This window comes from Streptomyces cirratus (assembly GCF_014650775.1).
GTDB lineage: Bacteria > Actinomycetota > Actinomycetes > Streptomycetales > Streptomycetaceae > Streptomyces > Streptomyces cirratus.
Map to the genome: position 1 here is coordinate 285,114 of NZ_BMVP01000003.1, position 16,683 is coordinate 301,796.

20 protein-coding genes are annotated in these 16,683 nt (G+C 72.6%); 10 read left to right on the forward strand and 10 right to left on the reverse strand.

Features of this window, described 5'->3' with window-relative positions; genetic code table 11:
- Nucleotides 1-183 precede the first annotated feature (183 nt).
- Nucleotides 184-1,080 (forward strand): hypothetical protein, encoded by an 897-nt coding sequence (locus IE207_RS10890; RefSeq protein ID WP_190183875.1) that lies wholly within the window; start codon nucleotides 184-186, stop codon nucleotides 1,078-1,080.
- Between the two features lie 127 nt (nucleotides 1,081-1,207).
- On the opposite strand, the gene IE207_RS10895 is transcribed toward IE207_RS10890, so the two are convergent.
- The 4 genes from IE207_RS10895 to IE207_RS10910 form a co-directional block, all read right to left on the reverse strand.
- Nucleotides 1,208-1,495: a hypothetical protein gene (locus tag IE207_RS10895; protein WP_190183876.1), complete on the reverse strand. Its 288-nt coding sequence runs from the start codon at nucleotides 1,493-1,495 to the stop codon at nucleotides 1,208-1,210.
- A gap of 121 nt (nucleotides 1,496-1,616) precedes the next feature.
- Nucleotides 1,617-2,873 carry an MFS transporter gene (locus tag IE207_RS10900; protein WP_190183877.1) on the reverse strand — a complete coding sequence of 419 codons (1,257 nt, stop codon included), beginning with the start codon at nucleotides 2,871-2,873 and terminating at the stop codon, nucleotides 1,617-1,619.
- Nucleotides 2,870-3,985, reverse strand: a complete 1,116-nt coding sequence (locus IE207_RS10905; RefSeq protein ID WP_190183878.1) for a PLP-dependent cysteine synthase family protein — start codon at nucleotides 3,983-3,985, stop codon at nucleotides 2,870-2,872. The genes IE207_RS10900 and IE207_RS10905 overlap by 4 nt, the downstream gene beginning before the upstream one ends.
- 148 nt (nucleotides 3,986-4,133) lie before the next feature.
- Complete coding sequence (locus IE207_RS10910) at nucleotides 4,134-4,553, reverse strand: hypothetical protein (protein WP_190183879.1); 420 nt, start codon at nucleotides 4,551-4,553, stop codon at nucleotides 4,134-4,136.
- 269 nt (nucleotides 4,554-4,822) lie between these two features.
- On the opposite strand from IE207_RS10910, the gene IE207_RS10915 reads away from it, so the two are divergent.
- From IE207_RS10915 to IE207_RS10945, 7 genes are all read left to right on the forward strand, one after another.
- Nucleotides 4,823-5,101, forward strand: coding sequence for a hypothetical protein (locus tag IE207_RS10915; protein WP_190183880.1), 279 nt, complete (start codon nucleotides 4,823-4,825; stop codon nucleotides 5,099-5,101).
- A gap of 160 nt (nucleotides 5,102-5,261) precedes the next feature.
- Nucleotides 5,262-6,149, forward strand: a complete 888-nt coding sequence (locus IE207_RS10920; RefSeq protein ID WP_229873632.1) for an STAS domain-containing protein — start codon at nucleotides 5,262-5,264, stop codon at nucleotides 6,147-6,149.
- Entirely contained in the window at nucleotides 6,146-6,577 is a 432-nt protein-coding gene (locus IE207_RS10925; RefSeq protein ID WP_190183881.1) for an STAS domain-containing protein, read from the forward strand. Before IE207_RS10920 ends, IE207_RS10925 begins: the two co-directional genes overlap by 4 nt.
- The gene (locus IE207_RS10930; RefSeq protein WP_190183882.1) at nucleotides 6,561-7,028 is read left to right on the forward strand and encodes an anti-sigma regulatory factor; all 468 of its coding nucleotides are present in this window, start codon (nucleotides 6,561-6,563) and stop codon (nucleotides 7,026-7,028) included. The genes IE207_RS10925 and IE207_RS10930 overlap by 17 nt, the downstream gene beginning before the upstream one ends.
- Nucleotides 7,016-8,044: a SpoIIE family protein phosphatase gene (locus IE207_RS10935; protein ID WP_229873633.1), complete on the forward strand. Its 1,029-nt coding sequence runs from the start codon at nucleotides 7,016-7,018 to the stop codon at nucleotides 8,042-8,044. Before IE207_RS10930 ends, IE207_RS10935 begins: the two co-directional genes overlap by 13 nt.
- The gene (locus IE207_RS10940; protein WP_190183883.1) at nucleotides 8,041-9,354 is read left to right on the forward strand and encodes a PP2C family protein-serine/threonine phosphatase; all 1,314 of its coding nucleotides are present in this window, start codon (nucleotides 8,041-8,043) and stop codon (nucleotides 9,352-9,354) included. Before IE207_RS10935 ends, IE207_RS10940 begins: the two co-directional genes overlap by 4 nt.
- A gap of 12 nt (nucleotides 9,355-9,366) precedes the next feature.
- Nucleotides 9,367-9,879: a MarR family winged helix-turn-helix transcriptional regulator gene (locus IE207_RS10945; protein ID WP_190183884.1), complete on the forward strand. Its 513-nt coding sequence runs from the start codon at nucleotides 9,367-9,369 to the stop codon at nucleotides 9,877-9,879.
- Between the two features lie 114 nt (nucleotides 9,880-9,993).
- Here IE207_RS10945 and IE207_RS10950 read toward each other — a convergent pair whose 3' ends face one another.
- Together IE207_RS10950 and IE207_RS10955 are read right to left on the reverse strand one after the other, a co-directional pair.
- Nucleotides 9,994-10,350: a PRC-barrel domain-containing protein gene (locus tag IE207_RS10950; protein WP_190183885.1), complete on the reverse strand. Its 357-nt coding sequence runs from the start codon at nucleotides 10,348-10,350 to the stop codon at nucleotides 9,994-9,996.
- A gap of 98 nt (nucleotides 10,351-10,448) precedes the next feature.
- Nucleotides 10,449-10,811: a helix-turn-helix domain-containing protein gene (locus IE207_RS10955; protein WP_190183886.1), complete on the reverse strand. Its 363-nt coding sequence runs from the start codon at nucleotides 10,809-10,811 to the stop codon at nucleotides 10,449-10,451.
- 459 nt (nucleotides 10,812-11,270) lie between these two features.
- On the opposite strand from IE207_RS10955, the gene IE207_RS10960 reads away from it, so the two are divergent.
- Nucleotides 11,271-11,693, forward strand: a complete 423-nt coding sequence (locus tag IE207_RS10960) for a YjbQ family protein (protein WP_190183887.1) — start codon at nucleotides 11,271-11,273, stop codon at nucleotides 11,691-11,693.
- Between the two features lie 33 nt (nucleotides 11,694-11,726).
- On the opposite strand, the gene IE207_RS10965 is transcribed toward IE207_RS10960, so the two are convergent.
- Together IE207_RS10965 and IE207_RS10970 are read right to left on the reverse strand one after the other, a co-directional pair.
- Nucleotides 11,727-12,575 carry an aldo/keto reductase gene (locus IE207_RS10965; RefSeq protein WP_190183888.1) on the reverse strand — a complete coding sequence of 283 codons (849 nt, stop codon included), beginning with the start codon at nucleotides 12,573-12,575 and terminating at the stop codon, nucleotides 11,727-11,729.
- A gap of 152 nt (nucleotides 12,576-12,727) precedes the next feature.
- Nucleotides 12,728-14,587 (reverse strand): M1 family aminopeptidase, encoded by a 1,860-nt coding sequence (locus IE207_RS10970; protein ID WP_190183889.1) that lies wholly within the window; start codon nucleotides 14,585-14,587, stop codon nucleotides 12,728-12,730.
- Nucleotides 14,588-14,969: 382 nt separating this feature from the next.
- On the opposite strand from IE207_RS10970, the gene IE207_RS10975 reads away from it, so the two are divergent.
- Nucleotides 14,970-15,479, forward strand: coding sequence for a hypothetical protein (locus tag IE207_RS10975; RefSeq protein WP_190183890.1), 510 nt, complete (start codon nucleotides 14,970-14,972; stop codon nucleotides 15,477-15,479).
- A gap of 75 nt (nucleotides 15,480-15,554) precedes the next feature.
- On the opposite strand, the gene IE207_RS10980 is transcribed toward IE207_RS10975, so the two are convergent.
- Nucleotides 15,555-15,716: a hypothetical protein gene (locus IE207_RS10980; protein ID WP_190183891.1), complete on the reverse strand. Its 162-nt coding sequence runs from the start codon at nucleotides 15,714-15,716 to the stop codon at nucleotides 15,555-15,557.
- A gap of 175 nt (nucleotides 15,717-15,891) precedes the next feature.
- Nucleotides 15,892-16,602 carry a ribonuclease H family protein gene (locus IE207_RS10985; protein WP_190183892.1) on the reverse strand — a complete coding sequence of 237 codons (711 nt, stop codon included), beginning with the start codon at nucleotides 16,600-16,602 and terminating at the stop codon, nucleotides 15,892-15,894.
- Nucleotides 16,603-16,683 lie beyond the last annotated feature (81 nt).

Below are 16,683 nucleotides of genomic sequence, written 5' to 3' on the forward strand. Positions count from 1 at the left end.
TGCACGCAACGTCGCCCGGCGCAAGCCGGGAGGGGGGCTGCACTCGTTTGCTTGCTCCGCATGGTGGGGTCCCCCGATGTGCTGCATCGTGGCCGCGAGTGGACATCTCCTCACGTCGTGGGGGCCGCACGGCCCCCAGCCGTGCGCGGTCGTCACGCGGCGGTCAACCGGACGGAGCGTTCTATGAGTGACTACCCCCCACCCCGGGCCGAGGACGAGGAACCGGCCCCGCCGACCGGACCGACCACGTCCGGGAAGGCCGGCATCGGCGCCGGTGACACCCCGGCCGGCGCCATCGGCGACGAAGGCCTGCGCACGCTGTTGCAGACGGCGGTTGCGTGCAGGCCGCTGGAAGAAGTCGCGGACCTGGTGACGCTGCTGAGGCAATCCGGCCAGGTTCCCGACGCCGCGAACGAAGCGCTGCGCGCGGCCGCCGTCAGCCGCCGCGTCGAGGACGTCGTCTCGCTCGCGCTGCTCCTGAGCAACGAAGAGGAGCCGGCGCCGCAGCCCGACCGAATAGAACGGGCCGACGACCCACCGGCGCGGCGCGCTTCCCGCAAGCGCGCCAAGCGCACCGGGCCGGCCGCCGGCGCGCCCGGCCGGGGGCTGCGGTGGCCCGCCGTGGCGGTCCTGACCGGGTCCGCGCTGCTGTACCTGCCCCGGCACCCGTCACGGCTGCTGGCCGACGGCGGAGCGGGGACCTGGCTGCTGCTGGGCATCGTGGCGGTGTGCGCGGCGCTCGCCGTCGCCCTGGTGGTACGCGACCGTACGAGGGTGTGGGCGGCGGCGACGGTGACCGGCCTCGGCATCCTGGCGGTGCACGCCCTGGCGGCCATGACGGGACTCTCCCCCTTGGGCGGCGCCGTAGGCGGCCTGCTGCCGTGGCCCACGGGCATCGCGGTCCTCATGGCGGGCCTGGGCGCCGCCCTCGCGGGCATGGCCGTGCTCTACCGGTCCGAGGAACCGCCGCCCGTCCACCCGGCACCCGAGCCCGTCCGCTACGAAACGCCCGACGCGCTGGACGTCATCCTGCCGGGCGAAAGCGCGGACTTCCCCGAAGCGGAAACCACGGCCCCGTAGCGCGGGGCCGCCGCCCGGACCGGCGCCGCCCCGAGGCGGCGGCGCCGCGCGCCGGTCGCCGGTCGCCGGTCGCCGATGGATTCGTGCAACGAGCCGGCGGGCAGCGCGGCCCGGGCGGGCTCCGACGTCAGGAACCGGAGCCGGGGATCCAGAGGTTGTGCACCTGGAGGATCTCGGGCTCGCCGGTCTGCGGCCAGCCCAGCCCGGCGGCGATCGGCACCATCTTCTCCTGGAACGCCTTCAGCTGCTGTTCGCTCTCCCAGACGTCGAAGACCTCCAGTCCGTCGCCGGTCTTCGCGCAGACGTGGAACACGCATCCGTCCAAGATCCCGGGCGTCTGCCGGAGCTTCGTGTTGAGGGCTTCGTACTTCTCAGTGGCGACACCCGGCAGCGCGAGGCGCAAAAGGACCGCCATGGCCGGACCTCCTCGGTCGTCGGCGAGGTTCAGAGCCCCCGGCCGCCCCTGCGGCGGTTTCTGCCCTCTTCGGACAGGACACCACGCGGGGCCGGGGACGGCATCCGAGAACTCCGCGCCATCAGCCCGCGACCGTGGCCGGGGCCTGCGCCGGGGCGAAACAGGCGCTGCGGCGCAGGGCGGTCAGGGCTGCCGCGCAGGCCGCTCCGACCGCGGCCAGCACCGTCCACGGCAGCCACGGGGCGTCCAGCCGGGCCGCGAGGTCGAACAGGGCGCCCACGCCCAGGTTCCCCGCCGCGACGGCGATTCCGGAGGCCGTGCTGTAGGCCCCGTAGTGGGTGGCGACCAGCCGTTCGCCGGAGAGGCCGACCAGGGTGTCCATCTCGAACGGGTACAGCAGCGCCGACCCCGTGGCCAGCAGCGCCGCGCACGCGACCAGGGTGGCTGCTCCCGCCCAGCGGCCCCCGGGCAGCAGCAGCGGCAGGAAGGCCGCCCCCATGACCGCGAGGCCGATGGCGATCGCCTTCGGGGCGTCCAGGCGTTCGCGGGCCCAGTCGGTCAGCCGGAGCTGGCCCACGACCGCCACCAGCGCGGAAACGGCGAAGGCGACGCCCATGGCGGTGCCGGAGCCGTCGCCGAACAGGGACCGCGCCCGGAGCGGCAGCGCCAGGTAGGTCTGGAAGGCCAGCAGGTAGGAGCCGGCCATCGCCGCGGAGAAGAGGACGAAGGGCCGGTTGCGCACGATCACGGTCCAGTCGGCGGCGATCCCCCGCCAGCCGGCCACCCGCCGCGGGTCCGGATCCGGCCGTCGCGCGGGCAGCGACCGGGCCTGTACGACGGCCAGCACGCCGAAGACCGCCGCTGCCGCCGCGCAGACGAGCCGGAAGTCGAGGAGCAGCAGGGCGAGTCCGGCGAGCGGGCCGAGCAGTATGCCCGCCTGGTAGAAGACGTTGAAGCAGGCGAAGGCCTCCACCCGGCGGCCGCCGGCCCCGGCGGCGACGTAGGCCCGCACGGCGGGGTTGAACAGCGCTCCGGCGAACCCGGTGGCCGCCGAGGCGACGATGAGCGCGGGCAGGGTGCCGGCGACGGCCAGCAGCGCGAACGCCCCGGTTCGAAGTGCGCAGCCGGCCAGGATCATGGGCTTGTAGCCGATGCGGTCGGCGAGGGTGCCGCCCAGCCAGAACATCCCCTGCTGGGAGAGGTTCCGTACGCCGAGGACCAGGCCGACGGCCCAGGCTGCGAGGCCCAGGCCGTGGGCGAGGTGGTCGGCGAGGTAGGGCATCAGCATGTAGAAGCCGAGGTTGATGCCGAACTGGTTGACCATCAGCAGCCGCACACCGGGGTCGAAGGAGCGCAGCTGCGCGCGCAGCCGCCTCATCGCGCACCCGCGAGCGCGGTGGCGGTGCGCGGCGAGGGGGTGGTGACGTCGGTGCAGCGGGTCCAGGACGTGACCACCCGTTCCGCCGGATGGCCGATCTCCTGCGGGGCGTCGGGGAGGGTGCGGCCGAGCAGTCCGTGGCCGTGGCACCAGCCGTCGTCGTAGACCGTGTCCAGGTAGCGGTGCGGGCCGTCGGGGAAGACGGCGGCGATCCGGGTCCCGGCGGGGCGGGTGCGCGCCGCCCAGCCCGCGACGAGTGCGACCGCTCCCACGCTCCACCCGCCGCCGGCGTACTGGTGGCGGGCCAGGGTGCGGCAGGCGGTGACGGCTTCGTCGGGGGCGACCCAGTGGACCTCCGTGAACGCGTGGTGTGCGACGTTCGCGGGGTGGATGCTGGAGCCGAGGCCCCGCATCAGGCGCTGCCCCGCGGGCTGCCCGAAAATGGCGGAGCCGGTGGAGTCCACGCCGATGAGTTCGAGTGCGGGGAAGGTTTCGCGCAGCGCGGTGGAGATCCCGGCGGAGTGGCCGCCGGTGCCGACCGAGGTGACCAGTACGTCGACGCGGCCGAGCTGGGCGACGAGTTCGGCGGCGAGTGAGGTGTAGGCGGCGGCGTTGTCGGGGTTGTTGTACTGGTCCGGGCACCACGCGCCGGGGTGCCGGCGGAGCAGTTCGGTGACCCTGTCCCGGCGGGCCTGCTGCCAGCCCCCGGCCGGGTGCGCTTCGGCGACGGTGTCGACGTGGACTCCGTACGCGGCCAGGGCGCGCCGGATCGACGGCTCCAGACCGGGGTCGGTGACCACGGTCACCGGATGCCGGTACGTGATGCCGGCCAGGGCCAGGCCCAGTGCCATGGTCCCGCTGGAGGACTCGATGACCGGCGCCCCGTCCGCGAGGTCGCCCCGGGCCCGGGCGCGGGCCACCATGTGCAGGGCCGGACGGTCCTTGATGCCGCCGGGGTTGGCGCCCTCCAGTTTGGCCCAGAATCCGCGGCCGGCGTCCGCGAAGGGCTCGCCGACCCACAGCAGCGGAGTGCGGCCGACGAGATCGGCGGGCCTTTGCGCGGGCCGCGGAAGGGGAGGTGCGGGGGTGTGGGGTACGTAGGCGGTCGGCATCGGCGTGTCACGGCTCCTCGGCCCGGGCGCGCTGCGGCGCGGGGCATCGGCGGATCAGGGCGGGAACACACGGCCGTACGCTCCGCCGGGCCGGGCGCGTACGGACGCGGGCGGGCGGGACGCAGCGGTGGCGGCCGTGCGGGACCGGTCAGGTCCGCGCCACGCACGTCGCCGCGAGCACCCCCGGACCGCCCGCGGCCCGACCCGTGGCGGCTGCGGCCGCCGACGTACCCGCCGACGAGGCGGGCTCCGCGGGGGCGTGCGGCGTACGGGCCGACGGCGGCGCGGCGTGGGCGTCCCCCCGTACGCGGTCGGCGGCGTGGCCGAGGCCGTCGGGGCAGCCCTCGCCCTGCTCGGCACGGTTCGCCGGCACCACGGCGTCGGCAGGGGGGCCGGGGGACAGGGCGGCGGAGAGGGGGGCGGCGGCATCCGGCGTCAGGTGCGGGCCTTCCCCGACCGGGCCGTGGAGGCATCCGAGGAGGTGCAGGGCGATCGCCACGAGCAGCGCGAGGACGCCGACGGTTCGCGTGCGGTGATCCACCGCAGGAGCCGACGCCGCACCGATCATGTGCACAAAGTAGCGCGGTGGCCACGGGAAGTCACAGCGGACCCGCGGTGAACCGGCCGGGTGCGCGAAGCCGGCGGTCGGCCGGAATCCGTCGGCTTAACTCGCGCGGATGCGGTCATACGCGCTGCACGGGCCCGTCCGGGAACTCTCCCAACTGCCCGCCCGGCTGGCGGAGAAGCCGCGTGCCGCGCCCGGCGGCCGTTCGTGACCCCCACCGGTTTTGAGCACGTCCGTTTCCGAACACCGTTTCCGATCACCAGGAGGCCCACATGCCGGCACGGGGGCGACTGTCCACGCACGGGAGCGCCGGATGGACCCACCTACCGGACGGGCAGCGGCACACGGACCGCACCGCCGTCACGCCCGTCGCGCCACCGGTCAAACGCGCTCTCGCCGCGGTACTCCTGGGCACGTGCCTGGTGCTGCTCGTCGCGGGCGCCGTCAGCGGTTCGACGGCCATGGCCTGGGCGGCGGTGACGGCCTGGATAGGCGTGGTGAGCACCGTCTCGGCGGTGTGCGGCCATGCTCACCGCCCCTCCCACGAATGAGCCGCGCGATCGGGGACATCCTTCTGGATCTGTGGCGATGCCTCACCAAGGCCCCGGGACTTCCGTCCCGGGGTCACCGTGCGTATATTTGCCATCCGACAACCATTGCCATGCGTTAAATGCGGGAAGCGGACGCGGGGCACAGCGAAAGGAGACCCGCGTGGTCAGCAGTCCGGCCGGTGCGGCCGACGTCCGTCACGTCCTGGTGGAGTCGTTGAAGGGACGCGCGGACGACATAGCTGACCGCTGGGTTTCGCTCCAGCTGGAGCGCGCCCCCACGGACCCCGCCCACAACGAGCGCGATCTGCGCTACGAGGCCGACACCCTCGCCTCCGCACTCGTCACGGCTCTCGACACCACGCTGCCGGTCGACCAGATGGCGAACCGGCACCGCGAACTGCGCGAGGCCGTACGGGAGTTGTCCCTGCGCAGGGCGCGGGCCGGGGCTGAACCCACCGCCACCTCGCTGTCGGTGCTGGCCCTCAAGGAAGTCCTGCTGGGGATCGTCCGGGAGACGGTCGACGACACCGGCCAGCTGTTCTCGGCGGCGCTGCTGATCAACCAACTGCTCGACGCGGCCGGCGCCCTGTCCTTCGCCACGTACGTCGAAGGCCGCGAGGAGATCATCCGGCGGCAGAGCCGGCAGCTGCTGGAGGTCTCGACGCCCGTCGTGCGCCTGTGGCGCCAGGTCGTCGCCGTGCCGTTGATCGGCACCCTGGACACCGCACGCACCCAGGTCGTGATGGAGAACCTGCTCCAGGCCATCCAGGACGAGGACGCCCAAGTCGCGATCATCGACATCACGGGTGTACCGACCGTCGACACCGCGGTGGCCCAGCACCTCATGCAGACCGTGCGGGCGGTGCGGCTGATGGGCGCGGGCTGCATCATCAGCGGGATCCGGCCCACCATCGCGCAAACCATCGCACAGCTGGGCATCGACCTCTTCGACATCCTGACCCGGGCCACGCTCGCCGAGGCCCTGTCCGAGGCGATGAAGATCACCGGCGGTGCCGCGCCGGCCCCGAGCGCCACGGTTTCCCGATGAGCGCACACTCCGGTACCCCTTCCGGCGCGCACTCCTGCGCCGTACCGATCCTGCGCCTGGGCGACGTACTGGTCACCGGGCTGCTCAACGAGTTGGACGACAAGTCCGCCGTGGCCTTCGCGCAGGAACTGACCGAGCGGATCTCCGCCGACCGGGCGCGGGGCGTCCTCATCGACATCTCCCGCCTGGAAATCATCGACTCGTTCGTGGCGCGGAACCTGATGGAGCTCACGGGCATGGCCCGGCTGCTCGGAGCCCGGGTCATCGTGGCCGGCATGCGCCCTCCGGTGGCCATCACCCTCGTGGAACTCGGGCTGGAACTGACCGGCGTGGAAACCGCGCTGCACGCCGAGCAGGGCATGGCCGCGCTGGGCTGGGTACAGGCACCCCAGCCCCGGGAAGGGGCGCCGCATGACGCCGCTGGCTGACGGCAACAGGACCGTGCACGGCCCCGCCACGGGGCGCGCGGACACCCCCGGCGCGGAACCCGTCCGGCTCTCCCTGACCACGGAGGACGACCTGCTGGCGGTCCGGCACGCCGTACGGTTCGCCGCCGTGGCGGCCGGGTTCTCCATCATCGACCAGACACGAGTGATCACCGCGGCGAGCGAACTGGCCCGCAACGCCTACATCCACGGCGGGGGCGGGGACCTCGTGGTCGGCTCCGTCCACGAGGGCGCCCGTACCGGGCTCCGGCTGACGATCAGCGACCGCGGGCCGGGCATCCCCGACGTGGAGGCCGCGCTGGCCGACGGCTACAGCACCGGCGTGGGTCTGGGCCACGGGCTGGGCGGCGCCCGCCGTCTGATGGACGAGTTCGAGGTGCGCAGCACACCGGGCGAGGGCACCACCGTGATCACCACGCGATGGCGGCGCTGATGGTCACCCCGGCGCCGGTGGCGCCGACGCGCCAGGTGCGCATCGACCACTACAGCGCGGTACACGTCGCGGCCGAGACCGCGCGTGCGGTGGCGAAGGAATGCGCGCTGCCCGGCGCGATGCCCGACCAGGCGGCCGTGGTCGCCTCGGAGCTGGCCAGCAACATCGACAAGCACGCCCGCAACGGTGTGGTCTACATCCAGCCGCTGCCACTGGGCGGCGGCCTGGAAGTCGTGGCCGCGGACCGGGGTCCGGGGATAGCGGAGGTCGCGCGCTGCCTGGCCGACGGTTACACCACCACGGGGACCCTCGGCGCCGGACTGGGCGCGGTCGGGCGCATCGCGACGGAGCTCGCCATCACTTCGCGGACCGACACCGGCACCGTGGTCAGCGCCCGGCTCGCCCTTCCCCGGCAGCGCGAAGCCGCGCGGCAGCCGGTGGGACTGGTCTGCCTGCCTGCCGCGGGCCAGGAGGAATGCGGGGACGCCGCGGCCGTCGTGGACCTCGGCGGGGCGCGCACCGCGCTCGTCGTCGACGGTCTCGGGCACGGCCGGGAGGCGGCGGAGGCCGCCCAGGCGGCGGTGCGTTCCTTCCGGGGCGCCGCCGAGGGCGCCCTCCCGGACATCATGACGGCCATGCACCGGGCGCTGAGGCACACCCGGGGCGCCGCCGTCGCGCTCCTTCGGCTGCACGACGGGGAAGCCGAGTACTGCGGGATCGGCAACGTCCGCATGGTGGCGCTCTCCCCCCACGAGGTGCACCACCGGCTCACCGGCCAGCCGGGCGTGGTCGGCTGGCGGATGCCCGCCCCGCACACCCACCGCGTCCCCCTGACCCCGTCGACCACCACCGCGCTGCACACCGACGGCATCGACCTGCGGTGGGCGCACACCCCGCCCGGCCACCTGCTGCGCCTGCCCGCCCCGCTGCTCGCCGCCACGGTCGCGCACGCCTACCACCGCACCCGCGACGACGCCACCGTGCTGGCGGCCAGAGCTCCCCTCGGGCCGTCATGAGCCGTCTCTTCTGGGACGTGGCGGTGCTCCGCGAGGAGGTGCGCGACCTCGCGCGCTCCTACCGGCTGCCCGCGGACGTACGCGGCCGGCTCGTGCTGTCGGTGACGGACCTGGCCTCCCCGGAGTTCGAGGCCGGGCACCCCGTCAGACTGACCAGCGTGTTCGACGGTACGCGCGGCGTACCCCAGCTGAACCTCACCCTGACGGCCCCGCGCGCGGCCCGCCCGCCGCGGAGCGCCGGCCTGCCGCTGACCGCGCCCGAGACGTCGGCGAACTCGGTCACCTGGCACATCCCGCTGCCCGACCGGAACGCCGGACCGTTCGAGGAGGCGCCGGCGCGGTCGCCGGCGTCCCTGCCGGCGCAGGTGAGTGCGGCCGACGAGGAGCTGCGCGCCGCCCTCGCCCTGGCGGACCGCCTCAGCGCCCAACACCGGCTGCTCAAGCACGAGCTGGCGGAGACCAACGCCGGCGTCCTCGCCCTCTACGTGCAACTCGACGAGCGCGACGAGCAGGTGCGGAAGGCGCACGGCCAGGTCCTGCGGGAGCTGGAGGACGCACTGCGGCCCCTTCCGCCGGAGATCGACGGCTTGGAACTGGCCGTGCACTACGCGCCCGCGGACCCGGCCGCGCCGACCGGCGGCGACCTCTACGACTGGTTCGCGCTGCCCGACGGGACGGTGCACGTCACCGTGGTCGACGCGCTGGGCCACGGCGTACGCAGCACCCGCGGCGCCGTCACCGTCACCCACGCGGTGCGCACCCTGGCCCTGGAGGGGCACCCGCTGCACTCCATCCTCGCCCGCACCCACCACCTCCTCATGCCCTTCAACGCGGACCTGATGGCGACGGTGCTCCTGGTCCGGCTCGACCCCGCCACAGGGGAACTCCAGGTGGCCAGCGGCAGCCACCCGCCGCCGCTGCTCGCACGGGACGGCAGTGCACCGAGGTTCCTCGAAGCGACCGGCCGGGGCATCGGGTTCCCCTCCCCCGGCAGCGACACGGTGCTGCGGGAGCGCATGGAGCCGGGCGACCTGCTCCTGCTGTACACCGACGGTCTCACCGAGAGCCGCAGGGACCTGATCGAGGGCGAGTCGCGGCTCGTGAAGGCCGTCGAGCAGCACGCCCACCGCGCGATAGCGGAGATCCCCGATGCCGTGGCCGCCGAGATGCACACCGTCGTCCTCCACGCCGACGACACCCTCGCCCTCGCCATGCGGATGACCGCGAAGGCCCCGGCGGCGACCGGGACGAGGGCTGTTCACCGCCTGCCCGCGCAGGGCGGGCGGGCTGACAAACGGTCTATCGGATGAGAGAGTAGTGCGATGCCGCACAGCTTCCCCTTGCCACCCCTGCACCCCGGGCAAGTGGCTGCCGAAGCATCCGCTCTCCTGGAGATGCTGGACGTCCTGTGGGGCCGCGGCCAGGAAGCCGTACCCTCCCCCGTGCCCCCCTCGCAGCTGCGTGCCCTGACCGTGATCGACGAGCGGGAGGCCGTCAACCTCCGGGACCTCGGCGAAGCGCTCGGCTCGACACCGCCCTCGGTGAGCCGGCTCTGCGACCGGCTCGAAGCGGCCGGGCTCGTCCAGCGTTCCAGGGCGACGGCGAACCGCCGCGAGGTGGAAGTGCGGCTGAGCCGCACCGGCCGGGGCGTCCTGGCTTCGGTACGCACCGCCCGGGCGACGGAGCTGGAAACGGTGCTGACGCGCCTGACCCTCGAGCAGCGGAGTGCGCTGTTCGAGGGCCTGGCCGCCTTCCGGGACGCCGTGGCCGCCGATACGGGCGTGCAGCGCCTGGGCCGGGGGCGCGGCGGGGCCGACGTCAGCGACATCGCCTGAACGCGTTTCGGGACGACGGGACCCGCCCGCGGACCGGCTGTGGGTCCTGCGGGCGGGTACGGGAGTGCCGGGCCTCGCGGCGCCCCGGGGCCGGCCGGTCCCGGCGACGCGTCGTCAGGCCGGCCGGCCGCCGAAGGGGGCGCCGGTGCCGTAGTACGTGCCGAGCTGCGCGTGGTACCCGGCGTCGTCGAGGTGCTTGTCCCGCTGGAACTCCGGCGCGTTCTTGATCTGCTCCTTGGTGAGGTCGACCAGGACGCGCTTGTCGTCCGGGTCGATGCGCGTGACGGCGCCCGCCGGGATCAGCACCTCCTTGCCGAAGATCCACACGCCGGTGTCCACGACCAGGTAGGCGGAGCCCGCCTCCTGCGAATGCTTGTCGACCTTGCCGATGACGCCTTCGGTCGCCTCGACCTTGTATCCCGTCAGGTCGGTGCCCGCCAGGTGACCGGCCGTCTCACGGAAAGCCCACATGTGACCACTACTCCTTGCTCGTCGAACGGTCCGTCGGCTGCTCGCCTGCCCCGGCCGCCGCGCCGCATGCGGTGGCGGGCGAAAGCCCCCGGACGGCGTTACACCGGCCGGCCGGTCGGCGTGTCCCGTTCGACGTCCTCGCCGCGTCCGCCTTCCTCGCGACGGAATTCGGCGTTGATGCGCTGGGCTTCGGCGAGCTGGTCCTCGAGGATCACGATCCGGCACGCGGCCTCGATCGGAGTCCCGGCGTCCACGAGTTCACGGGCGCGGGCGGCGATCCGCAGCTGGTAACGCGAGTAGCGGCGGTGTCCGCCCTGCGAGCGCAGGGGGGTGATCAGCCGGGCTTCGCCGATCGCCCGCAGGAAGCCGGGGGTGGTACCGAGCATCTCGGCGGCCCTGCCCATGGTGAAGGCGGGGTAGTCGTCGTCGTCGAGACGCCCGAGTGAGTTCTCTGCTGTCACTTTCACCTCTGTATACGGAAATGCGTCGAGGGGCCCTGGTGCCGTACGGCACCAGGGCCCCGAAGGAAATTCAACACCATCTGCCGGGCTCTAATGCAGCCGGCTCTTCGTGTCCGCAGGACTCCCGGGACGACCGGGCTGCGGGGATCGCGGATGCGTGACCGGGGACCACCTTCCCATCGGGGGCCTTGCGGTACCCGGGCGGCTGATGACCCACCCGGGCGATCCTGATGGCGCGTGACTCCTTTTCCTACTTCGCTTCCTGCCAGTTCGGTACTGCTCGTCCACTCGTATCTCTCGACCTTTTCTACACGAGAAACGCTACCCGGCCCGGATCCCGATGTCTACTCCAGGCAGCACAGATTTTGACGTTCACCTGAATGAGTTAATCGCTCGCCCTCCGGCGTTGCCAGGTGTGGTGGGCGGACGCGGCGGCGCCCGCGGGCGAAGATGGGCCGCATGGCAGACACCTTCACCACGCGCACCCTGGAACTCACGACGGGTTCCACCGAGACGGTCCACGACCTGACCGACGCCTGCGCCCGGTTCCTGCGGGAGGCCGCACGGGGACGCGACGGGCTGCTCAACGTGTTCACCCCGCACGCGACGGCCGGTCTGGCCGTGATCGAGACGGGCGCCGGCAGCGACGACGACCTCCTGGAGACACTGCGCACGCTGTTGCCCGCCGACGACCGCTGGCGGCACCGGCACGGCTCGCCCGGACACGGCCGCGATCACGTGCTGCCCGCGTTCGTGCCCCCGCACGCCACGCTGCCGGTGGTCGGCGGCGAGCTGGCACTGGGCACCTGGCAGTCGGTGGTCCTGGTGGACACCAACCGCGACAACCCGCACCGGACCGTGCGGCTCTCATTCCTGGGCTGACGCGGTGTCCCCGGGGCGAGGGGCGCGGCCGGGTCAGTCGTGCAGGCGGGCGGTGCCGAGCCGGCCGACCATGGCGGGGTCGCGGTGGTCGAAGAAGAGCGAGCGCCCGGTGTCCATGGCTGCGATGCGGGCCATCTCCCCCTCCGTGAGCGCGAAGTCGAACACGTCGAGGTTCTCGGCCATCCGGTCGGCGCGGACGGACTTCGGGATCACGACGACCTCCCGCTGGATGAGCCAGCGGAGCACGACCTGCGGCACGGACTTGCCGTGTTCCCTGGCGATGTCAGTGAGGACGGGGTGGGTGAAGAGGTCGTTGCGGCCCTCGGCGAACGGACCCCACGACTCGATCTGCACCCCCCGCTCGCGCATGAGCTCCTGTTCGGCCGTGCGCTGGAAGAAGGGGTGGGTCTCCACCTGGTTCACCGCGGGGGTGACCTCGTTGTGGTCGATGAGGTCGACGAGCCGGTCGGGGTAGAAGTTGGAGACCCCGATCGCCTTCACCCGGCCCTCTCGGTAGAGCTTCTGCATGGCGCGCCAGGAGCCGTAGACGTCACCGAAGGGCTGGTGGATCAGGTACAGGTCGAGGTGGTCGAGACCGAGCTTGCGCAGCGAGGTGTCGAACGCGCGGCGGGCGTTGTCCTCGCCGGCGTCCTGGATCCAGAGCTTGGTCGTGACGAACAGCTCCTCGCGCGGGATGCCGCTGTTCCTGATCGCCCGGCCGACGGCCTCCTCGTTCTGGTAGGCGGCCGCCGTGTCGAGCAGCCGGTATCCGGCGGCGAGCGCCTCGGTGACGGCCTGCTCGGTCTGCTCCGGCGGGATCTGGTACACGCCGAAGCCGAGGATCGGCATCGCGACGCCGTTGTTCAGGGTGACGGTCTGCATGGGACTTCCTTCCTGCGGGGACCCGGGCCGGTCGAACGCCCTCATGGCACAGTGGGCGCCATCCGGCGCCCACTGTGCCACCGGGTCCCGGCCGCCGCCGTTCACGGCGCGACCGGGCGCGGCGGAGGGTGACCGGTGCGGGTCGCGCGGGGTCAGCCCTCGATGCGGTGCTGGGTCCAGAAGGAGGTCAGGTCCGTGGTCGTGGCTGCCTGGGCGGCCGCCTTGAACTCGGCGGTGGTCGAGACCCCGTACCAGTGCGAGGTGGCGTAGTCCTTGAGCAGCTTGGCCATGACGCTGTCACCGAGGACGCGCCGCAGGTCGTGCAGTGCGCACTTGCCGTAGCCGTAGACGACGGTGGAGTAGCGGGACGAGTGGGTGTCCCAGTAGGCCATCGGGTTGGTGATCTTCTCCGCGGCCGACGCCCACGAGACGCTGCTCCAGCAGTTGGTGCCCGTCTTGTTCAGCGCCAGGTCGGTGGCGTAGTCGGTGAACGCCTCGTCGAGCCACGGGCTGTTGTACTCGTCGTCGCCGACGATGCCGTACCACCACTGGTGGCCGATCTCGTGGGTGAGCGCCGTGGTGCTGACCAGGTCGAGGACGAATCCGGGGTATTCCATGCCGCCGAACCAGTAGTTGTTGTCGATCACCGCGTCCAGCTCGCCGTACGGGTAGGCGCCGAACCTCGCGGCATGGGCGTCCACGGCGGACTTGGCGGTGGTGAGCATCGACTGCGAGTCGGCGGAGCTGATGCCGGAGACGGAGTAGACGTTGACCGGGGTGCCGCCGGGTGAGGTGCCCGAGATCTTGGTGAACGGACCGGCCGCCCAGGCGAAGTCACGGACCTTCGAGGCGGTGGCGGTGGTGACCGTACGGCCGCTGGACCCGGGGGCGTCCACCGAGGCGCCGGTGGCGGGCACCAGGAGGGTGTCCGGGTGGTCGAGGGTCACGCGGAAGTCGGAGGCGAGGGAGTAGAACGACTCGCCGTTGTTGGTGTACGGGTCCAGGTGCCAGCCGGCCGCGTCCTTGACCGCGAGCACGGGGAGGGCGTTGCCGATGAAGTTGAACGCGCCGTCGTGGCCGAAGCGGTCGGTGCCGCTGGGGACGGTGATGCCCAGGTCGAAGCCGATCGTGGCGCTCTGACCCTGGGCCAGCGGTGTGGGGAGGGTGATCTGGAGGGCCGTGCAGCCGACCGAGAGCGCGCCCGCGGTGCCACCGGTGACGTTGGTGACGGCGATGGGCATGGCGGAGCAGGTGCCGTGGTAGTTGTCCCAGAGCCTCAGGTACACCTCGTTCAGGGCGGTGGCCGAGGCGTTGGTGAAGGTCGCGCTCTGGTGGCCGGTCCAGACGGTGCCGCTCGTGTTGCTGCTGAGGCTGACGGTGTACGAGGGCGCGGCCGGTGTACGGGTGGGGTCGCCGGGCGGGGTGGTTCCGCCGGAGGTGTCGAGGGCGACGTCGTCGATGACGAAGCTTGTCTGGAGGCTGGAGTCCTCGGTGCCGGTGAAGGCGACGGTCACGCTCTGCCCGGCGAACGTCGACACGTCGAACGACTTCTGGACGTACCCGATGTTCTTGTCGAGGTTCGAGTAGGTCGCGAGCGTCGTGCTGCCGATCTTCGCCGTCAGCTTGTCGTACTTCGTGGACGTGGTCGTCTCGGCGGTGTCGATGTGGAGCCAGAAGGTGAGACTGGCCGTGCTGCATCCGGCGGGGATGGTGATGCTCTGGGAGAGCGTGTCGGTGTGCGTGGAGCCGACGCCGTTCAGCCAGGCGAAGGCCGTGCCCGTGTGGGCGCTCTGGCCGGCTCGGCTGGTGATCACGCTGGTGGACGACTGGCTCCAGGGCGAACTGCCGCTTTCGAAGCCGCCGTTGGCGACGACCTGGGCCGGGGTACAGGCGGCGGCGCGGGGAGCAGCGGACGGCGTCGCCGCTGCCGGGGTGGTGCCGAGCGAGGCGGCGGCCAGCGCGGCGACCGCGAGCACGGTCGTGGCGAAGGCCTTGTGGGGGGTCGATCTCACGCGGAACTCCTTTGGGCGGCCGGGATCCCGGCCTGCTCGGTGACCGCTCGACCGGCTGGGTGTGGCCGGAGAGCAGCCGCGGACTGCGCGCATCGCTTGCGCGATCGCTGGGGTGAGATGCCGTGCCGCGTCGCCCCCGGGGGTCAGGGCGACGACTGGCGGAAGCCTGGCAGATTTGTCCGGAGCATGCCATCAGGCGCGAGTAAAAGTGTCCCCTCCTTCAACCCCGCGCCCGGCCCTCGTCCCTCCCCCGCACGCCCCGCCGATGCCGTCTGGCGGATCCGCGCCGGTGTCGGGCACCATCTCACCTTGCCGCTCGCGCCGTAGCACCACCTGCAACGTCAACTCACCGTGAAACGCCAGCCGCAGGAGGCACACGCCGATGAAGCTCCGCCCGATCCTGACCGCCCTCACCCTTGCCGTCGCGACCGTGGCCGCCCCCGGAATCGGGGTGCTGACCGGGGCCACCGAGGCCTACGCGGCCACCAAGATCAGCCACGCCACGGCCACCTCGATGTTCCGCAGCTCGGGGATCACCTGGTCCTCTTCGGGTGGCTGCTCGGACCGCAACAACCCCACCTGCACATCGTTCGAGCAGCTCAATCTCTCCAGCGCCCAGGGCGCCCAGACCCTCAAGAGCGCCAGCGGCTGTGCGCTCAACATCACCGGCGGCACCGAGACCGGACACGCCGCCGGGACGTACTCGCACTGGAACGGCTACAAGCTCGACTTCGGCAAGTCCACGTGTCTGACCGGCTACGTCAAGAACACGTTCACCTACATCGGCGTACGCGGCGACGGAGCGCTCCAGTGGAAGTCCGGCTCCGGGAACGTCTACGCCGACGAGGGCAGCCACTGGGACGTCACCTACTACAACTGCGGCGGCTGCTGACCCGCACCCGGGCGTGACACGACGAGTCCCCGGGAGCGGCTCACGCTCCCGGGGACCTCGGTCCGCAGCGGCGGTTCAGTCCTCGCCGAGGACGATGTGGTCCTCCGTGGTGCCCTGTTCCCGGATCGGCTCGGAACTCCCCCTGACGCTCTCCGCCGCCTGACGGCGGGGTCTCGCGCGCTCCTCGGGCTGATCGGCCGCCCGGGTGGAGTCGTTCGGGATCGTGTTGCGCACCATGTTCAGCTCCCTTTCGTCTGGCCGTGGCGGGCGACGACGTGCCCCACCGGACCCTCCCCGCGTCTCGAACGTGGCGTCCGCTGCGCGCTGCACCAGCACGCACCCCACACTGTGACGTCCCCGGAGCCCGTGCGCCCCCGCTGCGCGCCGATCGGGTGAAGAGCGCAGGCGGCACCTAAGCCGTGGCGGCGCAGTCGGGGTGACCCCAGCTCGAACCGTGCTTGGCGATCTTGTCGCCGGCCGCATAGGCGGTCCCACAGGGACAGGTGCCCTTGAACTTCGCCTTGATGGTCCGGGCGCCGCCGCCCGGGGACCCCGCGCCGGACGCGCGCTCCGCGGCGGCGGCCGGCTTGCGGCGTGCGGGGGACGTACGGGCCGGGGACGTACGGGCAGGCGCCGGCACCGGGATGGCGTGGTCGCCCAGCGCGGTCCCGGCGGGCTGCTGGGTGGTGGCGGCATCACTGGCGGCCTGGTCGGCGATCGCGTTCAGGTGGTCGCCGTCCACCCGGTGGGCGGGGACGTAGCGGAACTCGACGTCGCGCCCGGCGAGCAGCGCGTCGATGCGTTCGACGAGTTCCCGGTTGGCGACCGGCTTCCCGGCAGCGGTCTTCCAGCCGTTGCGCTTCCACCCGGGCAGCCACTGCGTCACCGCCTTCATCGCGTACTGGGAGTCCATCCGGACTTCGACCGCCGTCCCCGGCGCGACGGCCTCCAGCAACTGCGCCAGCGCGGTGAGCTCACCCACGTTGTTCGTGGCCCGGCCCAGCGCGCCGGCTTCCCAGCGCTCGGGGCGGCCGTGCGCGTCCCCGATGACCCAGGCCCATCCGGCAGGTCCGGGATTCCCCTTCGCCGCCCCGTCGCAGGCGGCAATGATGCGTTCAGACATCCCCCGATCATGCCCCACCGGACTCCTCGCGCCGGACCACTGCGCGGGAGTGCCACCGGCCGCCCGCGCGTGAGACGGGGC

Coding starts and splice junctions, on each gene's coding strand:
- IE207_RS10890 (WP_190183875.1), top strand. CDS start 184: ATGAGTGACTACCCCCCACCCCGGGCCGAGGACGAGGAACCGGCCCCG.
- IE207_RS10895 (WP_190183876.1), bottom strand. CDS start 1,495: ATGGCGGTCCTTTTGCGCCTCGCGCTGCCGGGTGTCGCCACTGAGAAG.
- IE207_RS10900 (WP_190183877.1), bottom strand. CDS start 2,873: ATGAGGCGGCTGCGCGCGCAGCTGCGCTCCTTCGACCCCGGTGTGCGG.
- IE207_RS10905 (WP_190183878.1), bottom strand. CDS start 3,985: ATGCCGACCGCCTACGTACCCCACACCCCCGCACCTCCCCTTCCGCGG.
- IE207_RS10910 (WP_190183879.1), bottom strand. CDS start 4,553: ATGATCGGTGCGGCGTCGGCTCCTGCGGTGGATCACCGCACGCGAACC.
- IE207_RS10915 (WP_190183880.1), top strand. CDS start 4,823: ATGCCGGCACGGGGGCGACTGTCCACGCACGGGAGCGCCGGATGGACC.
- IE207_RS10925 (WP_190183881.1), top strand. CDS start 6,146: ATGAGCGCACACTCCGGTACCCCTTCCGGCGCGCACTCCTGCGCCGTA.
- IE207_RS10930 (WP_190183882.1), top strand. CDS start 6,561: ATGACGCCGCTGGCTGACGGCAACAGGACCGTGCACGGCCCCGCCACG.
- IE207_RS10935 (WP_229873633.1), top strand. CDS start 7,016: ATGGCGGCGCTGATGGTCACCCCGGCGCCGGTGGCGCCGACGCGCCAG.
- IE207_RS10940 (WP_190183883.1), top strand. CDS start 8,041: ATGAGCCGTCTCTTCTGGGACGTGGCGGTGCTCCGCGAGGAGGTGCGC.
- IE207_RS10945 (WP_190183884.1), top strand. CDS start 9,367: ATGCCGCACAGCTTCCCCTTGCCACCCCTGCACCCCGGGCAAGTGGCT.
- IE207_RS10950 (WP_190183885.1), bottom strand. CDS start 10,350: ATGTGGGCTTTCCGTGAGACGGCCGGTCACCTGGCGGGCACCGACCTG.
- IE207_RS10960 (WP_190183887.1), top strand. CDS start 11,271: ATGGCAGACACCTTCACCACGCGCACCCTGGAACTCACGACGGGTTCC.
- IE207_RS10965 (WP_190183888.1), bottom strand. CDS start 12,575: ATGCAGACCGTCACCCTGAACAACGGCGTCGCGATGCCGATCCTCGGC.
- IE207_RS10975 (WP_190183890.1), top strand. CDS start 14,970: ATGAAGCTCCGCCCGATCCTGACCGCCCTCACCCTTGCCGTCGCGACC.
- IE207_RS10980 (WP_190183891.1), bottom strand. CDS start 15,716: ATGGTGCGCAACACGATCCCGAACGACTCCACCCGGGCGGCCGATCAG.
- IE207_RS10985 (WP_190183892.1), bottom strand. CDS start 16,602: ATGTCTGAACGCATCATTGCCGCCTGCGACGGGGCGGCGAAGGGGAAT.